Raw genomic sequence first — 19,009 nt, 5'->3', positions numbered from 1 at the left:
CGTTCAAACTCGGCGATATGACGCGCCTGATCATAATGGCCATCGTTGCAGCCCTGACAGCCGGCTTGCTGTTGTTGCCGGTCACGATGCCCGGAACCGCACTTCACTCAGCCCTCGCAGAGTTGCCGGTGCCTGAGGCTCCGACGGCCTTGATCAATGGGCCTGCGTCATTCCGGTCCTGAGGGCTCACCTCATCCAATCGGCGCGCCAAGACAGATGTTCAGCCAGCACCCATGGAAAGGTGCTTTGCCATGAAAAATCACAATCACCCCCACACGGGCGCCTGCGGCTGGCTTTGTTGTGCAATTCGGGTAAGGAACAGGCTTCCCCTTACCATGGTGCTGATCGACACGTAAATCACCACGCGTGGGCACAGTTATCCGACACACCTGGGCGCTGAAATCCATCAGGGGTTTGCAAGACAGGTGACACTCGCTTTGAGTGGGCCGACGCTTGCTGCGACGAAGGCTCGCATAGCAAAGGCGCACTTCGCCTGCCTCTGAGGCCCTGCGACAAGACTAGCTTTCAAACACCCCAGAATTTTGATGTTTAGCAAGATTCTGATAGGGTCGCTCTCAGGCCTAAGGAGGGAAAGCAAGTGCCGAAGCCGACACAATCCGACGACCAGTCAGACAACCTGATGGAGCGTATTGCGTCAGTGCAGGAACGTGCGCGAGCGATAACCACTGAGGCGACACTGAGCGAAGCGGAGTAAAAGCTTTCATGGATGAACAGTGGGCGGAGAACAGCTAGGGGACTTCACTCAGCATGGTCCAGGTGTGGGGCGGTTGCACCGAACCGCGGTTCGCTATGTTTGGCGACTTAACTCAAACTAAAATTGACACAGGCAACCGACGTTGTGCGGCTCTGCTACGCCGGAAGCGGTTACTGTGCGAGGCTTCACAAAGCTTCGGTCAAATACAGTCTATTCGCGCATCAAACGCCGTATGACTGGCCCCAGCCCCCCTAAGCCACAATGCGAGCCTGGCATCGACACGAAGGGCGGAAAGTAGGCCTTCGCCGCGATCCGCCTCAACGTCCGCTGACGCCATCCGACAACACAAAATCCTTTGCTCGAATGTCACGGAATTTCCCCCTTGAGTTGCGTGCATCGGCGCATAAACTCACCGACTAAACTTTAACGTTATCGGTGCTTTTACATGAATTTCTTTTCCCAAAGCACCCGCATGGGCCGTTTGTAGACTGCTCTTGGCGAGGACGTTCTTGTCCTGATACGCTTTGAGGGGGAGGAGCGGGTTAACGGGAATTTCACTTATGTCGTGGATTGTCTGGCCGGTCAGGATGACATCGATTTCGACGCACTTTTGGGCACGCATGCAACCGTCCAACTGCGCACCCATGATGGCGACGATAAGCCTTTCGACGGGGTCATTTCTGAGGCACGCTGGATGGGCGCGGGAGATAACGGACATTGCTATCAGCTGACGCTGAAGCCCTGGTTCTGGCTCGCCTCGCTGCGCCGCAATCAGCGGATTTTCCACAACAAGACGGTTGTGGACATCCTCACCGAATTGCTCGGCGCCTATGCGTCCGCCGGGCCGCTCGAGAGCAAGTTGACGCTCGATTATCCCGAGCTCGAATACACCGTCCAGTACCGCCAGAGCGACATGGATTTCGCGACCCGCATGATGGAACGGCACGGGATTTCTTATCATTTCGAACAAGACGACGGTGCCCACAAGATGGTGATCACCGACATCTTCGAGAGCCACGGGAGTATCGGCGAGCGGCCGTTCAAACCCTATGACGGGCACCATCAGGAGGAGATCGAGCACTTCTGGAAATGGCGGCCCGCGCGGCGGATCACCACGGGCGCGGTACGGCTCACGGATTACAATTTCAAGACGCCGACCGCGGCGATGGAAACGAATTCTTCCCCCTCGGCGGGCTATGCTCACGGGCAGATCGAAAGTTTCGACTGGCCGGGGGATTACCTCGATCAGGGACGCGGCGACGTGGTTGCACGGCTGCGCAGCAAGGGCGAACAAGGTCAGGACCGGCGGTTCGAGGCGGAGGGAGATATCCCTGCGCTCGGCGCGGGTCTTCGCGTGACGTTGGGCGGTGAACCTCTGCCCGGCACAGGGGAGGATTACCTCTGCCTCGTCGCCTATCACAGCTACACGTCGAACAACTACGGCTCCGGTGGACAGGAGGGCGACGGTTACGCCTACTCCGGTCGCTACGTGCTCTTGCCCGCAGACGCACCGCTCGTGCCCGAGAACAAAACCGCCCGCGCCGATGTCAAAGGCCCGCAAACGGCGGTGGTCGTCGGCAAGGGCGAGATAGACTGCGACGAATACGGCCGCATCCTCGTGCAGTTCCACTGGGATCTCGACGCCGCTTACTCCATGCGCTGCCGCGTTTCGCAAAGCTGGGCCGCCAACGGCTGGGGCGGCATGGTCATCCCCCGCATCGGTATGGAAGTCGTCGTGGAGTTCCTCGACGGCGACCCTAACAAGCCGCTCGTGACCGGGTGTGTATATAACGGGCAAAACGCAGTGCCCTACGATTTGCCGGAACATAAGACGCGCAGCACCTTTCGGACCGACACGCATGAGGGTGAGGGGTTCAACGAGCTTCGGTTTGAGGACAAGAAGGGAGAAGAGGAGGTGTTCCTTCATGCGCAGAAGGACCGGAACGAGAAGGTTCGTAACAATCACACCGAGCGGATCGATAACAACTGGGTGCAGAGTGTCGGGCACAACAAGGCTGTGCAAGTGAGGCACAGTCACGACGAGGTGATTGGCGGAAATATGTCAATTCAAGTTGGCAGTATAAATTACGACAGCGTTGTGAGGGACGATTTGAACAAAGCTCCTGAAGGCATAGCTGAGGCAGCGCGCAGGTTAACGCTTCCAGTAATAAATTCGGTGGGTGCTGGCATATATACCTTGTCAGCTGAGAAAGCGATTATGGAAACAAGCCTTGGAATGCGAAATGTGTTTGTAGGTATGATCAACAGTTCGCATGCAGGCGCAACTCAAAACCTATCTGCTGGACGCTTGGTGCAGTTAAACGGTGGGCAATCCGTTTCAATAAACGGGGGGGGGGGGGGGGGGGGGGCAGATGTTGCCTTGCAATCCGGCGGGGAAGTCACGATCAATTGCGGTGCCGCATCCATTATCTTGAATTCCAGTGGAGATATTCGAATAGCAGGTAGGCGTCTAAGCATGGATTTTTCGGGGCAAGTCGAAATTAACTCTGAAGGAGGGATGAGCTTCGACACAACCGAAATGACGCAAAATTCAGACGGTGCCTTCACCATTAAAGGTAAAAAGGTGGATATCAACTCATGAAAAAGAAAGGTTTTTTTGCACTTGGGCTCGTGAGTACCGGAGCTCTTGGTTTGCTTCTTTGGGGGCAATCGTTCTCGAATGTGCATGGGCAGGGCGTAACGCGTGTATCGCCCACTTCACTACAGTGTGATTTTGATGGATATGATGGAATTTTTAGACATGACGAAGCTTCTAAAGACGAGCGCGGGACATATGCCCTGAGCATGGGCTATACGAACTTTGGCGGCAAAGATATTCATGATAAAATGCGTTCAGATTTTCTGAATCTCACCTTCGATCCCAAGCGCGCGCCTATCGTTTCAGCTGATTTAGATACGGGACTGCTACATGTGTTCGATTGCAAGGCAGAGCATTGCACTCGAGAGGAAATTGCTCGCGATGCGCCTGAAGCGTGTATGCGTGCGACCGGGGCAAATTCCTGTATGACATTCGCCGTTCGCGTCGAGGGACAGTTCTATTGCACCCTCGGACCTGGGTTGAGCCAATGAACCGGTTCCCGTTCGGAAACGACCCGTCAAGGGTCACCTCTTGGTTGGGGCTGTATAATACAAAATCTCGCGTGTGGGACGTCGCCTACTCTGCGGGCATTTCTCTGGTGATCGGCAAGCACACTCTGATTTTCTTTGGGCTGGAGAACCTGCAGATTGGGGTCGTTTCCCTTAGAGGCGCGGGCCTTACCGCGAGCATAGGTACAAAAGCGATGCGTCGCGGGTCAGGAAATAATGGCCGAGTTCCACGACAACAGATTGATCGTTCACTTGATGGCGCGGAGAGTTTAATAAACAATTCAGACTATTTTGGAGCTGTTCAGAGTGTGGAAGACGCTCAGACTGGATGAGCATTGCTGGCCCTTTTGAATCAGAATGCGTCGCGTATCGTCGCTGAGACCCCTTTTTCATTTCGTGATATTGATAGTGCCTGGGGCAGCATTTATGGATTCAATGTTGACGTACTTTTAGCAGGTGTTCAAAAATACTGGATAGATATGTCACCGGATGTAATCGCTGGAGAGACAATGTATTTTCGCGACCAAAGCATCTACAACTTGGATGACGGCTTCGTTGGAGCAGGCTTAGGTTCATTGCAGGGAAAGTGGAGTGTTGAGAGAAGCTTTGATCTCTGGCACGAAATGTCAGAGATTACTATGCCCCAATTAACCTTAACCTACCTTCCCGCTGAGACACCAGATATTCGCCCTAATATCACAATTCCGAATGCGATTCATCCTTTTTTTACGTGATCTTCCAATTCGAGGTTATCCTGTCTCAAAAGCCCTTCTGACTAGACATTTTCCAGATAAAAGCACAGTGATACAACAATCTAATGAATTCTAGAACACCCAACGCTTGGCAAGCATATCATGGTGCTAAAATAGTCGTCCAACATACCGCAGCACCGAAAATCTGGCTTCGAATTCATGATAATGCCGTTCAATGGGTTATCATGTCACAGAGCTCTGCTACGTCGAAAAATCTTAAAGCGTTAAATCGCATTGACCTAGATTTGGTTGCGCATTTGTCTGAGTTTTCTGCTGCCAACTGGCACTCCCTCTGCTCCGCTGCAGGCATGACCGTCTACGGCGCTACCGCCCTCTCCTGGTGCAAAGACGCAGAACTTTCACAGGTCTGGGAGGGCTGGCACGCCTCCGGTTTCCCCCTCAAACCAAGCCCCGAATTCGAGCGCCCCGCCCGCTTCATCAACCCCGCGCTCATGCCGCCGTCGAGGAGCTTGCGAGAGATTCTCGACGCTGAGGCCGGCAGGCACGAAAATCCAGAGATCCACACCCTCGCCATCTGCGCGCGCATTGCCGCCGTGCAGGGAACGCTGAGTTTCGACATGCCACTGGAAAGTTTGCGCAATGCCCCGCCCCAGATCGCTGCATTTCTCAAATCGCGATTGTTCGATAAACCGGATCGCACAGCAGCCGAAAACGCCCTGATCGCGATATGGTCGGACACGCTCAGCGGCACGGAATTCGACATCTGGGAGGACGCATAATGCCAGCAGCAGGACGCAAGGGCGATATAGGTTCGGACCACGACGGCTTCCCGCCAACGCCGGCCACATCGGGGAGTGGCGATGTATCCATCAACGGGAAGCCTGCACTACGGCAAGGCGACAGTTTCGCGTCGCATGCAAAGCCCAAACACCCGCCGCACGGTCGCAGCGTCTCAGGCGGGTCAGGAACGGTGTTTATCAATGGAAAACCTGCGGGCCGCGTCGGCGATGCGATTGATTGCGGCGGCAGCGTATCGAGCGGGTCGGGGGATGTGTCAATCGGGGGGTGAGACGGGCTCTGTTGCACAAATCCGTAAGGGGTTCATCTCGTGAGACCAGCGTGGTCGCCGGGATGCATGAGCAGCCCCACACCCCCGACCTACAAGACCAGGAACTGGCCAGCCGACAATGATGCGCTCAAGCGCGGGGCTCTCTGACGATCTGGTTCGACCCCGAGATGATCTGGGATGCCGTTCCGACAGGCAGGCGTGGCCGCCATCAGACCTACAGCAATGCCGCCATCCAGACTTGCCTTACGATGAAGGTACTGTTCGGTATGGCGCTCCGGCAGACGACCGGCTTCGTCGAGAGCCTGCTGCGGCTGGTTGGCCTCGACTGGACGGTGCCTGACTTCAGCACCATGTCCCGCCGCCAGAAGACCCTCGCCTTCAGGATCCCATATCGTGGATCGAAGGGCCCGTTGCACCTGCTGATCGACAGCACCGGGATCAAGGTCGAGGGCGAAGGCGAAGGCGAAGGCGAATGGCACGCCCGCAAGCATGGCGGCTCCAAACGGCGTGTGTGGCGCAAGTTCCATCTCGGGATTGATGAGGAAACACTGGAGGTCCGCGCCGTCGAAATCACCGGGAGCCATATCGGTGATGCACCTGTGCTACCCGACCTGCCCAACCAGATCGTGTCTCACGAGCAGATCGGCAGCGTCACCGCCGACGGTGCCTAGGACACACGAAAATGCCACGACACCATTGCCGACCGCGACGCAGTTGCCGTCACCCCGCCGCGCAAGAATGCCAAGCCGTGGAAAGCCGTCACCGCCGGTGCCGAAGCCCGGAACGAAGCCCTGCGAGCATCAAGATATCTGGGCCGCGCCCTCTGGCGACGATGGAGTGGATACCACCGTCGGAGCCGAGTCGAGATATGAGGAGGATTAGAAAACGATCCCGGGGATCGTTTTCCCGACGACTGGATGCATTGCGTGAAGCTGCTGTGGCAGCGCCTCATGGCGCGAGACTTCGACCGGCAGGTTGCGGAGCTCCAGGTCCGTATCGCCGTGCTCAACGGCTAGACCGGGCTTGGCATACCGCTGTGGGCTAAGTCCGTCCGGGGTAACGGGAGATTTGGCCGTCAGCCGATTTGTGCAACAGAGCCCTCCTGATCGCTAACTATTCTTATAAGGAGCGTGCTCAGCTCGAAGGATTGAACCAGTGGTCTTGGAAGCGCTTAGGGACTGAGCTTGTTCTATTAGAAAGCGTGGTTCTGGTGTGCCCATAAGGCGAGAAGCTTCTAATTCCTGTGTCATTTACGAATAGCCGCATTTGCTTGGCAGCGAAACCACTGCAGATCTGAACCAGCTGGGGTTCAGGCTTGCTCATGAGAGACGAACAAAGCCAGCTCTGCGCGCATTTGGCTGAGCGAGCCATGGCGCAGCTGCCACTTGCCACCGGAAACCGCCAGTGTCGGCACCGCGCTGATACGCCAGGACGCTGCCAGCTGCCGGTCCCGGGAAACCAGTTGCGCAACTTCGGCACTATGCATGTCCTTGCGCAGCCGGCCGGCATCCAGCCCGCAGGACAGGGCCGCATCCAGCAGCGCGGTTTCATCTGCAATATTCCGATTTTCTGTCAAATGCGCCACCTGCACCGCATCAAAATAGTCCCAGTGCCGGGCGTCCCCGGCCTGCAGTTCTGCGGCCTTGCAGGCCTTGGCGTTCAGCAGTCCGGTGGGATAGGGAAAGCGCTGTCGGCGCATGCCCTCCACGTTGATCCGGCCACCTTCGTCATGTTCGGCGCATCGCTCCCAATGGCCCAGAATGGCGGATTTAGCTTTCTCCGCAGAGCCGAAGGTGGCGGCCAGTTTGGCGGGCGAGTCCTGCAGCACAAAGGTGCGGTGGCGCACCCGGATTGGAAATTCAGCGGCCAGTTTACGCAGCTTTGGAGACATCACAAAGCACCAGCCGCAGACCGCGTCGTGGAAGAAGTCGATGGTAAGAACGGGGGATTTCATCAGGTCACCTGGATGAGAGGGGAAGGAACCGCCGGCGGCTCGGCCGCCGGCAGCCGCGTAAGCGTCAGTTGCCGGTCAGCGGCGCATCCAGAAGCAAAGGCTTGCCCCCGGATATGTCGATCCAAGCGTTGGTGCCGTTCAGGCGGGAACCGGCGATATTGTCCGCGTCAAAGTGGATCTCGAACTGCTCCGGCCCGTGCGCATGGGCGACAACCAGGCCATACTCCGGGTCCAGGAAGCCGCCGTGCGGGCGGATGCCTGGGTAACTGATGCGCCAGGCTTCACCCTCCGGGCCGACATGGCCAAGGGTCAGCTTACCGATGACATCCCCGGGCAGTTCGAAAAACCAGACCCAGGGGCCGCCGGAGACGATGGTCATCACCTCGTCGATACCGGTGCCGTCCTCGGCGTGGTTGATGTGCAGCGGGCCGAATTTCTTGTGGACCCAGACACGGGTATCGGCGTTCATCTTGTGCATGTCGTAGACCTTGGGATAGGGCGCAACGCCCGGTTCCGAAGTGGTCAGGGAGCCGCCGTTTTCGACCGTTGGCTCACGTCCTGCGGCGGCAATTTCCGCCAGCAGGTCTTCGCGGCTGAGTGCGAAATCGGAGATCAGCTGCGCCTCTTCCTCCGCGGTAACTGCACGGCTTCGGGAGGCTTCAAGAACCGGCAGCGCTTGTTTCGGCAGTGCAACGGTGCTGACGCGGACCCCGACGCTGCGGAGCACCGTGTTCACGTCTTCCACGCCAACCGAGGCCGGGCGGCCATCTGTGTATTCCAGTTTCAGGATGCCGGCAGTGTCCTCTGCGCCGGCAAATCCTTGGGCGGGCAGCCAAAAAGCGGCAACGGCAAGTTTCGAAAGCAGTTTCATGATGGAACTCTCCAGTTTTGTTTCCGGGGAAGCGGCCCCGGTCCGGTTTTTTGGGTGACGGGTTCAGGCGGATTGGGTTGTGCCGTCCCGCCCGTGAGGCTGGCTCAGATCCTGGTCCGGGCCGGCAGAGATGATCCCATGCGGGTTGATGTGCCGGTGGCTCAGGAAATAGTGCTGGCGGATCGCCTCCATATCGATCGTGCCGGCTACGCCGGGCACCTGATAGAGATCGCGCAGATAGGGGCCGAGATTGCGGTAATCGGCGATCCGCTTGCGGTCGGTCTTGAAATGGGTCGCATAGACCGGATCAAAGCGGACGAGGGTGGTGAACAGGCGCCAGTCCGCCTCGGTGATCCGCTCACCGGTCAGGTAGCGGCGGGTGCCAAGCAGAGCGTCCAGCTCGTCCAGCTTGCCGAACAGGGCGGCAATCGCCGCGTCATAGGCTGCCTGTGTGGTTGCGAAGCCTGCTCGGTAGGCTCCATTGTTGACCGGTGCGTAGATTTCGGCGTTGATCCGGTCGATGTCCTGCTGCTGCTCATGCGGAAAGAAGTCCGGAGTTGCGCCTGTCAGCCCGTCGAAGGCCGAATTCAGCATCCGCATGATGTCACCGGACTCATTGCTGACAATGCGGCCGGTCTGTGTGTCCAGAATCACCGGCACCGTAACCGGCCCGGTGTGGCCGGGATCTGCCCGCTGATAGACCTGATACAGGTAAGCGTCCTGCGGCACCCCGGCTGCCGGAGCATGCGCTGCGGTGTCGATCTGCCAGCCACAAGGGCCTGCCAGCGGCAGCATTTGGGTGATGGTAATCATCTCCTCCAGCCCTTTCAGCGCGCGCAGGAGCGTGGTGCGGTGACTCCACGGGCAGGCCATGGAAACATAGAGGTGATAGCGGCCTTGTTCAGCCGGGAACTCCGCATCCGCGCGCGGCTCGATCCATCCGCGGAAGCCGCTGCTCATGCGGCGGAATACCCCGTCGCCCGGTTTCGGCTTTTCGGTGAGCACACCGTCAATCAGCATCTTTGCCATGGCTCGTCTCCTTGATGACCCGGCAAAGGTAGGCGGTTTCCATGCAATCGATAATCCGACTAAAGTGAAACCCAATGTTGAGAAAAAATCACCCCGAGCGGAGAATGCTAATGGAAGGAATGGGAGACATCCCGGTTGTCGTGGCGGTTGCCGAAACACAGGGGTTTGCCGCGGCGGCGCGGCGGCTGGGCGTCACCAAGTCCGCGGTCAGCAAGCGGATCACCCAGATCGAGAGGCGGCTGGGGGCACAGCTGTTTCACCGCTCCACCCGCAATGTCAGCCTGACCGAGGCAGGCGAGCATTTTTATACCCATGCGGTCCGAGCGCAGGAGGCGGCGCAGGAAGCCGAGGACAGCGTGCTGGCGCTGCAAGAGGCCCCCAAGGGGTGTCTCAGGGTGAATGTTCCGATGGCCTTCGGCCGATTGCATGTCGCACCGCTGATCTCTGGCTTTCTCGAGCGCTATCCCGGCGTGTCTGTGGACATGGTGATGGATGACCGGGTGGCCGACCTGTTCGCCGACGGGTTCGATCTGGCGCTGCGCGGCGGCACGCTGGCGGATTCCGCGCTGGTGGCCCGCAAGATTGCGCCATTGCACAATGTCCTGGTTGCCGGCCCGGAATATCTGCAACGCCACGGTGTGCCGGAAACGGTCGGCGATCTGCGCTTGCACAACTGCCTGCAGTATTCCTTCAGCCGGGATTTCCAGGAGTGGGTCTTTAACTGCGGCGGCGAGGTGCAGACCTTCCGGCCCGGCGGCAGCTACAGCGTCAACAACGGCGAAGCGCTGCGGGAGGCGATCCTCGGCGGAACGGGCATCGGCCGCCTGCCAACCTTCACCGCCGGTCCGTACCTGGCGGCGGGGCGGCTGGTGCGTGTGCTGCCGCACTGCTTGCTACCGTCGCAGACGCTTTATGCCATCTATCCCGAGCGCCGCTATCTGCCCGCCAAGGTGCGTGTATTCATTGATTTCATTCTGGAACACCTCGGCGGTGAGGTGCCGCCCTGGGACCGGGACTGCAGTGTGTGAATTCAGCCACCGCGCTGTCCGCTGTACTGAGGAGGTTGTGCGCAATCAAAATTACGCGAAGGTCAATGTCCGCCTCCGTGCAAGTAAAACAAAGTTTCGCATTTGCAGCGAACTTTCGGACACCGCCCGGCCTGCTGGCGGGCTCATCCGATGCAGGTGCAGAACGAATGTCCATAAAGGGCTGCCTGCTGCCACCAGCGGAAGCACCTTCAGCCGTCCAGGCTCGCGATCAGGACGCCGCGCCGCCGCAAGTCGGCTTGGAGCCCATATTCGACATTGCCTAAGGATTGGTGAGAGACGTCGGGGTCCGTATCCCGCTTAACTACTGCCCTTGTTCGCAAACGCCCCGGGCGACAGGCCCTCGTGACGGACAAAGGCCAGTCCGAAGGCGCTGGCGGACCCGTAACCGACCTTCAGGGCGATCTCGGCATTGGTCAGCCCGCCCTGCCGCAGCAAGGTCTTGGCCACCGCCATGCGCCACTCAATGGCGTATTGCATCGGCGCGCGGCCGACCTGCCTGCGGAACCGCTCGAAAAAGCCGGAGCGCGACATGCCCGCCGCCTTCGCCATTTGTGAAACGGAAAGGGGGCCGCCCATCTCGGCGTGGATACGTTGCAATGCACCGGACAGCTGCGGATCCGACAGGCCGCGCAGCAGCCCGGCCGCCAGGGTCGTCGCCTGATCAGAGCGCAGGGCTTCGATCAGAAGGACCTCCAGCAACCGCTCCAGGATCATCCCACGGCCCGGCCGGTCGGCACGGGTTTCCTCGTGTATCACTGGCACCAGGGCCGTCAGGCGGCTTTGCCCCGAGACATGGATCATCTCGGGCAGCAGCGACACGAGCAGGTCACTGGCCGGCGTGTCAAAGCGGCAATGTCCGACCAGGGCGCGCACATCGACCGGAGCCTCTGACAGGCCAAGCCGGAAACGCCCGGGACCTGTTTCAAGCGGCAAGCGCGGCACATGCGGCGGCGGGGGCACCTCGCTCGACATGGTAAAGCTCTGCAGGTGGGGGATCAGCACGAAATCTCCGGCCGTCAGCGTGACCGGATCGCGCCCGGTGACGTGAAGCCGGCACTGCCCTTCGACCATCGCGCAGTAGAAAGGGCTGGCCATGTCGTGACGCTCCACCATCCACTGGCCACCCGCCTCGACCATCTTGGAGATGGAGACGGCAGGCTTGAGCAGGGTCACGACGCTGGAAAGAGGATCTGCAGGGGTGTCGAGCATGGATCTGGACGCTTGATGAACTATTTCGGACTTCTGAATATAGAATGGCCGAAGGATGCCGTCTATCTCCTTATCATAGCAGACAAGGAGATCTGAAATGCCTCGTATTCTCATCACCGGTTGTTCCTCCGGTTTCGGCCAGGCCATCGCCGCGCAGTTCCTCGATCAGGGTTGGGATGTCATCGCCACGATGCGCAATCCCTCTGCCGAAGGGCTGCCGCAGTCCGACGGCCTGCAGGTGCTGCCCCTGGACGTGACCGCCCCTGAAAGCATCGCTGCCGCGATTGCCGGGGCCGGGCAGATCGACGCGCTGGTGAACAACGCCGGTGTCGGCATGCTCAACGTGCTGGAAGGCGCGGACATCGGGCGGGCCCGCGAGCTGTTCGAAACCAACGTGCTGGGTGCCATGGCGATGACCCGCGCTGTGATGCCAGCCATGCGCGCGCGGCGCAGCGGCGTCATCGTCAACGTCAGTTCCAGCGTGACGCTGCGCCCGCTGCCCGCCCTGTCAATCTATAGCGCCAGCAAGGCCGCCCTGAATGCCTTTACCGAAAGCTTCGCGCTTGAGGCGGCTGAATTCGGCGTCCGCGCCCGGCTAGTCCTGCCCGGCAGCGCTCCGTCGACATCCTTTGGGCGCAATGCCGTGGCGCGGATGGGCATGGATGTGCCCGAGGCTTATGGGCCCTTCGTGCAGGCCTATTTCCAGAGCCTTATGTCCGCGACGGAGAAGACCGAGGCGGGCGATGTCGCACAGGCCGTCTGGCGCGCCGTCACGGACGAGACCGCGCCGATGAAGCTGCCCGCAGGCGCGGACGCCGAAACCTGGTTCCGCGAAGCAGGGCTTGCCACGTCCTGACACCTCCGATGCGGCCATCCATTCAAAAAGGAAACACCCTCATGCACAGACTGATCACGCTTTCCCGCGAACTGCCGACACCAGTGCCGGAGATCACCGTCGCCTATACGCCGATCCGACTGCCCATGCCGGGCCGCCAGCCGCTTGAGCTGCGCCTGACCGTCCCGGCTGCCGGGGGTAACCTGCCCATCGTGATCCTGTCGCATGGCTTCGGTCCCTCGAACTACATTCCCTCCAAGGACGGCTACGCCCCGCTTGTGCAGTTCTGGGCCGAACGGGGGTTCGCAGTTATCCAGCCGACCCAGGCCAGCTCCAGGGTCGGCGGGCTGGACCCCGAACTGCCCAATGGGCCGTTCTTCTGGCGCGAGAGGGTGGCGGAAATGCGCGCCATCCTCGACCAGTTGGCCGAGGTCGAGCGGCAGGCGCCCGCCGTGGCCGGGCGGCTGGACCATGACCGGATTGCGGTGGCCGGACATTCCTTCGGCGGTTTCACCTGCAGCCTGCTGCTCGGCGCGCGCCTGCAGGGCGAGGGCTTTTCCGACCCGCGCATCGGTGCCGGTATCCTGCTGGCCGCTCCGGGCCGTGGCGGCGCGGACCTGACCCCCGAAAACGCCGAACGCTTTCCCTTCTTCGACGTGGACTTCAGCGGTATAAGCACCCCGACGCTCGTGGTTTGCGGTGCCGATGACGATCCGCATTTCACGCCCCGTGGCCCCGAATGGCATGCGGACCCCTTTCATGATGCCCCCGGCGCCGATGCTTTGCTGACGATCAACGGCGTTGGACATGGCCTTGGCGGAATCGCCGGGTGGGACGCGCGTGAAACCGAAACAGAAGACCCGGACGCGCTGGAAGCCACGCGGCGGCTGACGCTAGCCTGGTTGAGGAGCACGCTTGCGTTAGACCCCGCCGCGTGGACGCAGAGCCAGTCGGCACTCAAGGAAAGCGCGGCGTCCATTGCGGAAATAATTCCAAAATAGGGATAAATTTCAACGGCCGCTTTGTCCGCTCAGCAGACCTTGGCCGTCGGGAAATGCTGCGCGACGCACGAACGACCGCTTCGGTGACGCTGCGCCGCCGCGGGGTCACTCTATCCCAAGGTCGGCAATGGGCCGTTCACCCCATCAAGGTGGCCCTGCTGCCTGGACTTTGCAAAGGTCACTATCTGCGCTTCGCTGACATTCATGCGAGGCGCAGCATCTTTCCAATCTGTCGAGACAGTCTGAAGGTCCGCTCCTGGGAAACCTTTTGGTTTCCTTCGCGCCTGCAGCATTGGCTGCCGATCCGCGTCGCGTGAATGTCTTGAAATGGGCTGGCTACGGCCATTGATGCGGGTATCAGCACTAGCGGTTCAGTCCCAAACCTGTGAACTCAGTTTTCAATATTGAATGACCGCAACACTGAGGCGGGGCTGGTGGCCCCGCCGCTTCTGTTTTGTGGGCCAGCGGGATTTGGACGAGCCAAACGCCCCTGGCCGTCAGGGAGAGGGTGCTACCCTCCCCCTCGGGCAATTCTATTAGACCGGGCCGTGTCCTCGGCTGCGCCTGCGGGCCGCACCAACCCGGTCGAATAGCATTGCCTCGCCCCCTCCCGCGTTCGCCACGTGGCAGATCAGCAGGAACAGGCGGCTTCGCCGACTGAACCTGCAAATCAGCCCTGATTTTCCGAATGGAAGGTCAGATCAACGCAACAAGCCACACGGCAAAAACAGCGGATTGGGTCAGTTTATGACGCCTAGGTCAATTTCGTCTGACGTTCAACATGGGGTGTGGAACGTCGCGAACCTTTGACACGAACTTCCTCGAAATGCTGAGGAAAGGCTCATTCAACGTCATTCAAATCTGACCCAAACGTCAAGCATTTTTAACCTCATACAAAAAGCTGCTTTGAAAACAAGGTGGGTTACGTTCATTCAGCAGGGGAATTTTCCGGAACAGGCTTCTTCACATGTTGACTGAGCCCATTTTCGAAAGCGTCCACTTGGAGGTTTTGCAGCTCCCTAGACAGTTGAAGGTCAGATTTCAGAGAGTTGGATCCAAAATGAAGCAAACCAGCTGGGAGAACCACGCCGATTAGGATTGCCAATGCGAATACTGACCATGACCACAGCCTCCCGATTAGCCTCCGAGCTCTTTCAATTAGGTAAGAAAGGCACCCAAGACGTGGCTTAATCCTCTGAACACGGACCCATCGATCACGGCTAACCCTCTCTGAATACCCCATAAAAGTAGCAACAAGTGCTGCAAAAGCTATGCCGAACAAAAATAAAAATAAAAATAGCGACAACTTAAACAATGTGACTGTCATGAGGTAGAAAGCCATGTTCTCATTCGCCTGAGAGGCAGCAACAAGAAGCGCGGACATAACAGCCCCCATAACGGTGAAAGACCATCGCAGCAGGATAATTCCTTCGCTTATTGACAGTTTAAGAGGATCATCATTTGAATTTCGTGACACTCGGTATTTCCTCAATTGATAGAGATTTGATCCATGTTCTTAGTGCTGAATCGCTAATGATTTCCCAGTCACGCCCCGCTCCCCGCAGCTATTTCCCCCGGCTAGCTAATGTATAATGATGGCCCGACGCATGGAGCTTTCATCTCGTGCAGGAAGAGGGGGCGCTTTCGTCGTCAGAGCCCGCGAAAGATGAGAGCCCGACAACTTATCATCGCGCCTCATTGAAATAGCAGAGAAGCTTCGTTTCGGTCATCTCGATGATAGTGGAGTAGATAGACCCAAGCAGATTTTTCTGGTCCAAACTCATTGTCGTTCCGCCAACGCCGGGTTGCGCGATTGCAAACTCAAACTCTACTTCGGAGAATTTAAGAGCTTTCGCAACGTCTTCGATGTCTCTGTCCGCGCCATGGTAAAATCGCTTCCCTTTCAGCACTCCTGCACCGTTTCGCCTTTGCATATGGCGGAGAAGTTCTTCCGGTTTCCACTTATACCTTAACGAGACGATGGCCTGGCCGCAGACTTCATACAGATCTGATTTTCGATTGCCTACGGTCTCTTTTGAGTACTTGCAGTGAACCAGCTCAAATCGAATTTTGTCTCGTTCTTCGAACACCGCTACAATGTCGGCTGACTCGCCGCTGTTATCGTCATTAAAGACAACTCGCGCCCCCCGTTTCACAAGATATTTCATTATATATTCTTGTATTGAGTTGGGTCGTGCTGTTCCGCCTTTGAACATTGATTCAGTGGTCAGGTCGACACCATCCCAGTCAAAAACTCTGATCCGGTCGTTTGGGATCTGTACTTCGAACATCTCACCGTAGTCGGTATGGATGCTGCCGGAAATTGTACAGCTATTGAGTAGAAAAAGGGTGGGAGGGTTTTCAGCAAAGAACTGCGTGAGACCCATAGGCTGTGATTTCAAACCCTCAATTGTAGCTTGCACCTCCTCTAGGCCATGTACGCTATGTCCCTGCTCGCCACCTAGCTTGATGCTGAACGGATAAGTATCCTCCATCACTAAGAGATTAAAATTTGCGGTATCACCACTTGATCCAAGATAGACAAGTGAACACTCGGAGAGCATGAAAGAAGTTCGCTCAGGTCTCTCCAAGATTAGCTTGTGCATCCGGTCGTAGAGCTGTTCCGACCAGTCTGTTGCCAAGACGATTAAATCATCTGGGTACTTCGCAATCTGAACTCTCTCGGCCGAATTCTCGAGTAGCTGATTGGAGTTGATGGTTTCGTCGGTCAGCATGCGCCCAATTTCGAGGCACCATTTTTTCCAATCTTTTAGATCGCCCGCTCTCGCGGGGCTCCAAACTTTCCCTTTAACAGAAGCACCTATGCTTACCGGAAAGCCACCTCGAAATCCGACACCAACAAAATCAGATTTCTTGCATCTCTTTCCTTCTTTCCAGCGGCTTAGCTCCGTGGTCACGTCGGCACCACTAAGCCGAGAGTAGCGGTGCAAGTGATTTGCGGGCTTGAAGATCCCAGCGTGCACGATGCTCAAGCGCTTGATGTCATCGAATGATCGAAAGACATCATCTCCGTTAATGATGCGTGGTGCTGTTCCCGTAACAGCCTCTACAAGTTCGAGAATACCCAACTTCTTATCCGAGAAGCCGACATACAATAGCTTGGTGCTGGCATCATAATGCAGGACTACCAGATCCCATTTCTGATCGGACATCTTGCGAGAACGTGCCCATTTCACCTTTTCCCGCTTTTGCGTCGCAAAATAAAATACGTTCTCATCTTTGTTGAAGTATGGATGAGAGATTGCATATTTTTTAAGATCAAAAGCTTCCGTGAACTTGCTCCAATCGGCATTATCGGCATGGAAACAGACACAACTAAGCGCAGGGTAAACTATCTTTGGATGCAACTCGATATCTGGCGCATCAAAACCCGAGTACGGTTCACAACCTTGTAAAAAAGCCAACAGCGATTCTGCGTCTGCCTTCTTTGCGTCGGAAATTTCGCTAATTACTTTCTCCCAACCATTACCCTCCTGAAACAGATCTTCGAGATCGGTAGACATCCGCTCATCTGCAAAATTAACGACAAAAGACGCATCCCCCAACCCATTTTGAGTTCGAGTAAATCGTCCAATGAACTGCAAAAGTACTGAGAGCGATTTGTGCACGCTGTGAACCGCAGCGATCTTCAAATCCGGAAAGTCGAACCCCTCCTTGAGCATGTCGACGCACACGATGATGTCGTATTTTCCAGCCTTGATGTCTGCGATAATCGATTTTCGACCTTTGGTGCCAGAGTGTACCAGAACGATCCGCTCGTCAGGGAACCACTCGGAATAGAGGCCAAAAAGCCTTTCTGCCTCGTTCTTCCCCCCAGCTCGAACCATCATGCGGTGGCGCCGCCAGCCCTTTTTACGATCTTCAGACAGGCGACGCATAGCGGCATCTGCGATCGCGCGATCTTTCTTTTTGGGGTGCCGTTCGCTAACTGAAACAAGAGAAATCTTGGAAAAGCACTCGTCAGAAAGCGCTCGAGATAAGGGATAGTTGTAGACCACTTTCCCTTCGATCGGTTGGCGATCGGTCCGATAAGGCGTAGCAGTAAACTGTACGGTCTTAGAATGCTTGAAACGCTCTTTCAGGAAACTCCATTCTGCCGCTTTCACATGGTGGGCCTCGTCGAAAAACACATGAGAGAACATTTCGTATGCATCTTCTAACAAGCTCTTCTTAGCACGTGCTAAAAGCCCTGGAGTGGCAATCACTACGTCAGCGCTTTGGATTAAATTAAGGTCTTCGTTGCTGCCCAAAGTTTTCTGCATCACAAACACAGACGGATTGAGCGCGTGATCAGCGATCACACCCAATTTTCGGAGTATGCCCCAGTTTGCAAACTTTTCACTGATCTGATCTTTGAGCTCAATGCTGGGGACCACTACGAGTGTTCTCTTCGCTTGGTCCGCGATGGATGCGGCGAGCATTGTTTCGGTCTTGCCAGTTCCAGTGGGCAATACAACCGTCGCGACCTCTTGCGAAAGCGACCAGTGCGACAGGAGCGCATATAGCGCACCAACCTGCGCTGGCCTCAGGCGCTCTCCATCCTTGTTTTCACCATTGATTTTAAAGCTGTCATATACGGCAGTTGGCGAAATGTCCGTTCGCCGCACGTCACCAATTATCTGAAACTTCCCTTTGCTCTTGCCCTTGAGCTTACGAGCTGAGGCCGAGAACTTTACGCCGGAAGGGCTCTCCAGATCATACGTATTGTCACCCTTGTCAACCGCAGCAAAGACTAAATCCGACGACCCAAGGGCGAGCTGCGTAAGTAGCCCAGATTTTGTTTTCTCGTATCGATAAAAAAGTGGATCGACCAATTCGAACCGAACCGGCTTCGTCTGAGCTTCCATCCCAGGAAGGCTGCTCTGTCTCGCATCCTTTTTCATGAAAAAACAATACCCCACACCCACCCAAACACAATACTATTAGAAGCTCGAATAATTAACCTATAACAGTTTGATGCCCCCTCAGAACAACCCAAGTATTGCCCAAGAGATCGGTTGAGTAGGTGGGGTGAAACCAACCGGGACAGCCGACTTAGGTCGAAATGAATCGAGCAACCGATCTTCCGCTTGGCTCCAAGTAGGCTGTAGTTAGCCCAACAATCATCCGGGCGTGAACGACGGCATTTCATCAGTTAGCCATGATCGCAATGGTCGTACTCTCCCCACTGATCATCCATGAAGGCTTTCAGCTCAGACTCAGACAACGTTTCGGTGAGGCCGAGCGCCTTCGCCTTGTTTTGCAGCACCGCAACACGTTCCGAAAGTGTGCCACGCTCACTTTCGAGCTGCTCGCGAAGTCCTTTGCTCTGCTTATCTGGGGTCGTCACGACTGTGCCTCCTGCGCCAACACCTGCCTATCCTATCAAGAAATGCCGAACGTGCCAAAGCTCGCGTGGTCTAGCGTGTTGGAAGTTCAACCCATCGACCTCAGCC

At 57.1% G+C, this 19,009-nt stretch carries 13 protein-coding genes and 2 pseudogenes; 9 read left to right on the top strand and 6 right to left on the bottom strand.

Annotation, left to right across the window (positions count from 1 at the left end; translation table 11 throughout):
* Window positions 1–1,217: 1,217 nt before the first annotated feature.
* The 6 genes and pseudogenes from R1T40_RS19265 to R1T40_RS19240 all read left to right on the top strand — a co-directional run.
* Window positions 1,218–3,317 (top strand): annotated as a pseudogene (locus R1T40_RS19265) (type VI secretion system Vgr family protein); the annotation flags it as partial.
* On the top strand, window positions 3,314–3,805 hold the full coding sequence (locus R1T40_RS19260; protein WP_317385289.1) for a hypothetical protein: 492 nt from the start codon (window positions 3,314–3,316) through the stop codon (window positions 3,803–3,805). The pseudogene R1T40_RS19265 and the gene R1T40_RS19260, both read left to right, overlap by 4 nt.
* A 353-nt stretch (window positions 3,806–4,158) precedes the next feature.
* Window positions 4,159–4,557, top strand: a complete 399-nt coding sequence (locus R1T40_RS19255; protein ID WP_317385288.1) for a hypothetical protein — start codon at window positions 4,159–4,161, stop codon at window positions 4,555–4,557.
* 203 nt (window positions 4,558–4,760) lie between these two features.
* Window positions 4,761–5,315: a hypothetical protein gene (locus tag R1T40_RS19250; protein WP_317385287.1), complete on the top strand. Its 555-nt coding sequence runs from the start codon at window positions 4,761–4,763 to the stop codon at window positions 5,313–5,315.
* The gene (locus R1T40_RS19245; RefSeq protein WP_317385286.1) at window positions 5,264–5,605 is read left to right on the top strand and encodes a type VI secretion system PAAR protein; all 342 of its coding nucleotides are present in this window, start codon (window positions 5,264–5,266) and stop codon (window positions 5,603–5,605) included. Before R1T40_RS19250 ends, R1T40_RS19245 begins: the two co-directional genes overlap by 52 nt.
* Window positions 5,606–5,671: 66 nt before the next feature.
* A pseudogene (locus R1T40_RS19240) lies at window positions 5,672–6,621 on the top strand (IS5 family transposase).
* Window positions 6,622–6,914: 293 nt separating this feature from the next.
* Here R1T40_RS19240 and R1T40_RS19235 read toward each other — a convergent pair.
* The 3 genes from R1T40_RS19235 to R1T40_RS19225 all read right to left on the bottom strand — a co-directional run bounded on the left by R1T40_RS19235 (window position 6,915) and on the right by R1T40_RS19225 (window position 9,459).
* The gene (locus R1T40_RS19235; RefSeq protein WP_317385285.1) at window positions 6,915–7,559 is read right to left on the bottom strand and encodes a DsbA family oxidoreductase; all 645 of its coding nucleotides are present in this window, start codon (window positions 7,557–7,559) and stop codon (window positions 6,915–6,917) included.
* Between the two features lie 64 nt (window positions 7,560–7,623).
* Window positions 7,624–8,430 (bottom strand): hypothetical protein, encoded by an 807-nt coding sequence (locus R1T40_RS19230; RefSeq protein ID WP_317385284.1) that lies wholly within the window; start codon window positions 8,428–8,430, stop codon window positions 7,624–7,626.
* A gap of 63 nt (window positions 8,431–8,493) precedes the next feature.
* Complete coding sequence (locus R1T40_RS19225) at window positions 8,494–9,459, bottom strand: glutathione S-transferase family protein (RefSeq protein ID WP_317385283.1); 966 nt, start codon at window positions 9,457–9,459, stop codon at window positions 8,494–8,496.
* Between the two features lie 110 nt (window positions 9,460–9,569).
* On the opposite strand from R1T40_RS19225, the gene R1T40_RS19220 reads away from it, so the two are divergent.
* Complete coding sequence (locus R1T40_RS19220; RefSeq protein ID WP_317385282.1) at window positions 9,570–10,487, top strand: LysR family transcriptional regulator; 918 nt, start codon at window positions 9,570–9,572, stop codon at window positions 10,485–10,487.
* Window positions 10,488–10,805: 318 nt separating this feature from the next.
* Here R1T40_RS19220 and R1T40_RS19215 read toward each other — a convergent pair whose 3' ends face one another.
* Window positions 10,806–11,717, bottom strand: a complete 912-nt coding sequence (locus R1T40_RS19215; protein ID WP_317385281.1) for an AraC family transcriptional regulator — start codon at window positions 11,715–11,717, stop codon at window positions 10,806–10,808.
* Between the two features lie 97 nt (window positions 11,718–11,814).
* Between R1T40_RS19215 and R1T40_RS19210 the strand changes: the two genes are divergently transcribed.
* Complete coding sequence (locus tag R1T40_RS19210) at window positions 11,815–12,573, top strand: SDR family oxidoreductase (protein ID WP_317385280.1); 759 nt, start codon at window positions 11,815–11,817, stop codon at window positions 12,571–12,573.
* Window positions 12,574–12,614: 41 nt separating this feature from the next.
* The gene (locus R1T40_RS19205) at window positions 12,615–13,553 is read left to right on the top strand and encodes an alpha/beta hydrolase family protein (RefSeq protein ID WP_317385279.1); all 939 of its coding nucleotides are present in this window, start codon (window positions 12,615–12,617) and stop codon (window positions 13,551–13,553) included.
* 1,685 nt (window positions 13,554–15,238) lie between these two features.
* Here the strand turns inward: R1T40_RS19205 and R1T40_RS19200 are convergent.
* Both R1T40_RS19200 and R1T40_RS19195 read right to left on the bottom strand, forming a co-directional pair.
* On the bottom strand, window positions 15,239–18,457 hold the full coding sequence (locus R1T40_RS19200) for a DEAD/DEAH box helicase (protein WP_317385278.1): 3,219 nt from the start codon (window positions 18,455–18,457) through the stop codon (window positions 15,239–15,241).
* A gap of 251 nt (window positions 18,458–18,708) precedes the next feature.
* Complete coding sequence (locus R1T40_RS19195) at window positions 18,709–18,903, bottom strand: hypothetical protein (protein ID WP_317385277.1); 195 nt, start codon at window positions 18,901–18,903, stop codon at window positions 18,709–18,711.
* Between the last annotated feature and the right edge of the window lie 106 nt (window positions 18,904–19,009).

The sequence above is a fragment of the Tritonibacter scottomollicae genome (assembly GCF_032924845.1).
Taxonomy (GTDB): domain Bacteria; phylum Pseudomonadota; class Alphaproteobacteria; order Rhodobacterales; family Rhodobacteraceae; genus Epibacterium; species Epibacterium scottomollicae.
The sequence above is the reverse complement of the archived record's forward strand: the minus strand, read 5'-3'. Positions and strand labels throughout refer to the sequence as shown.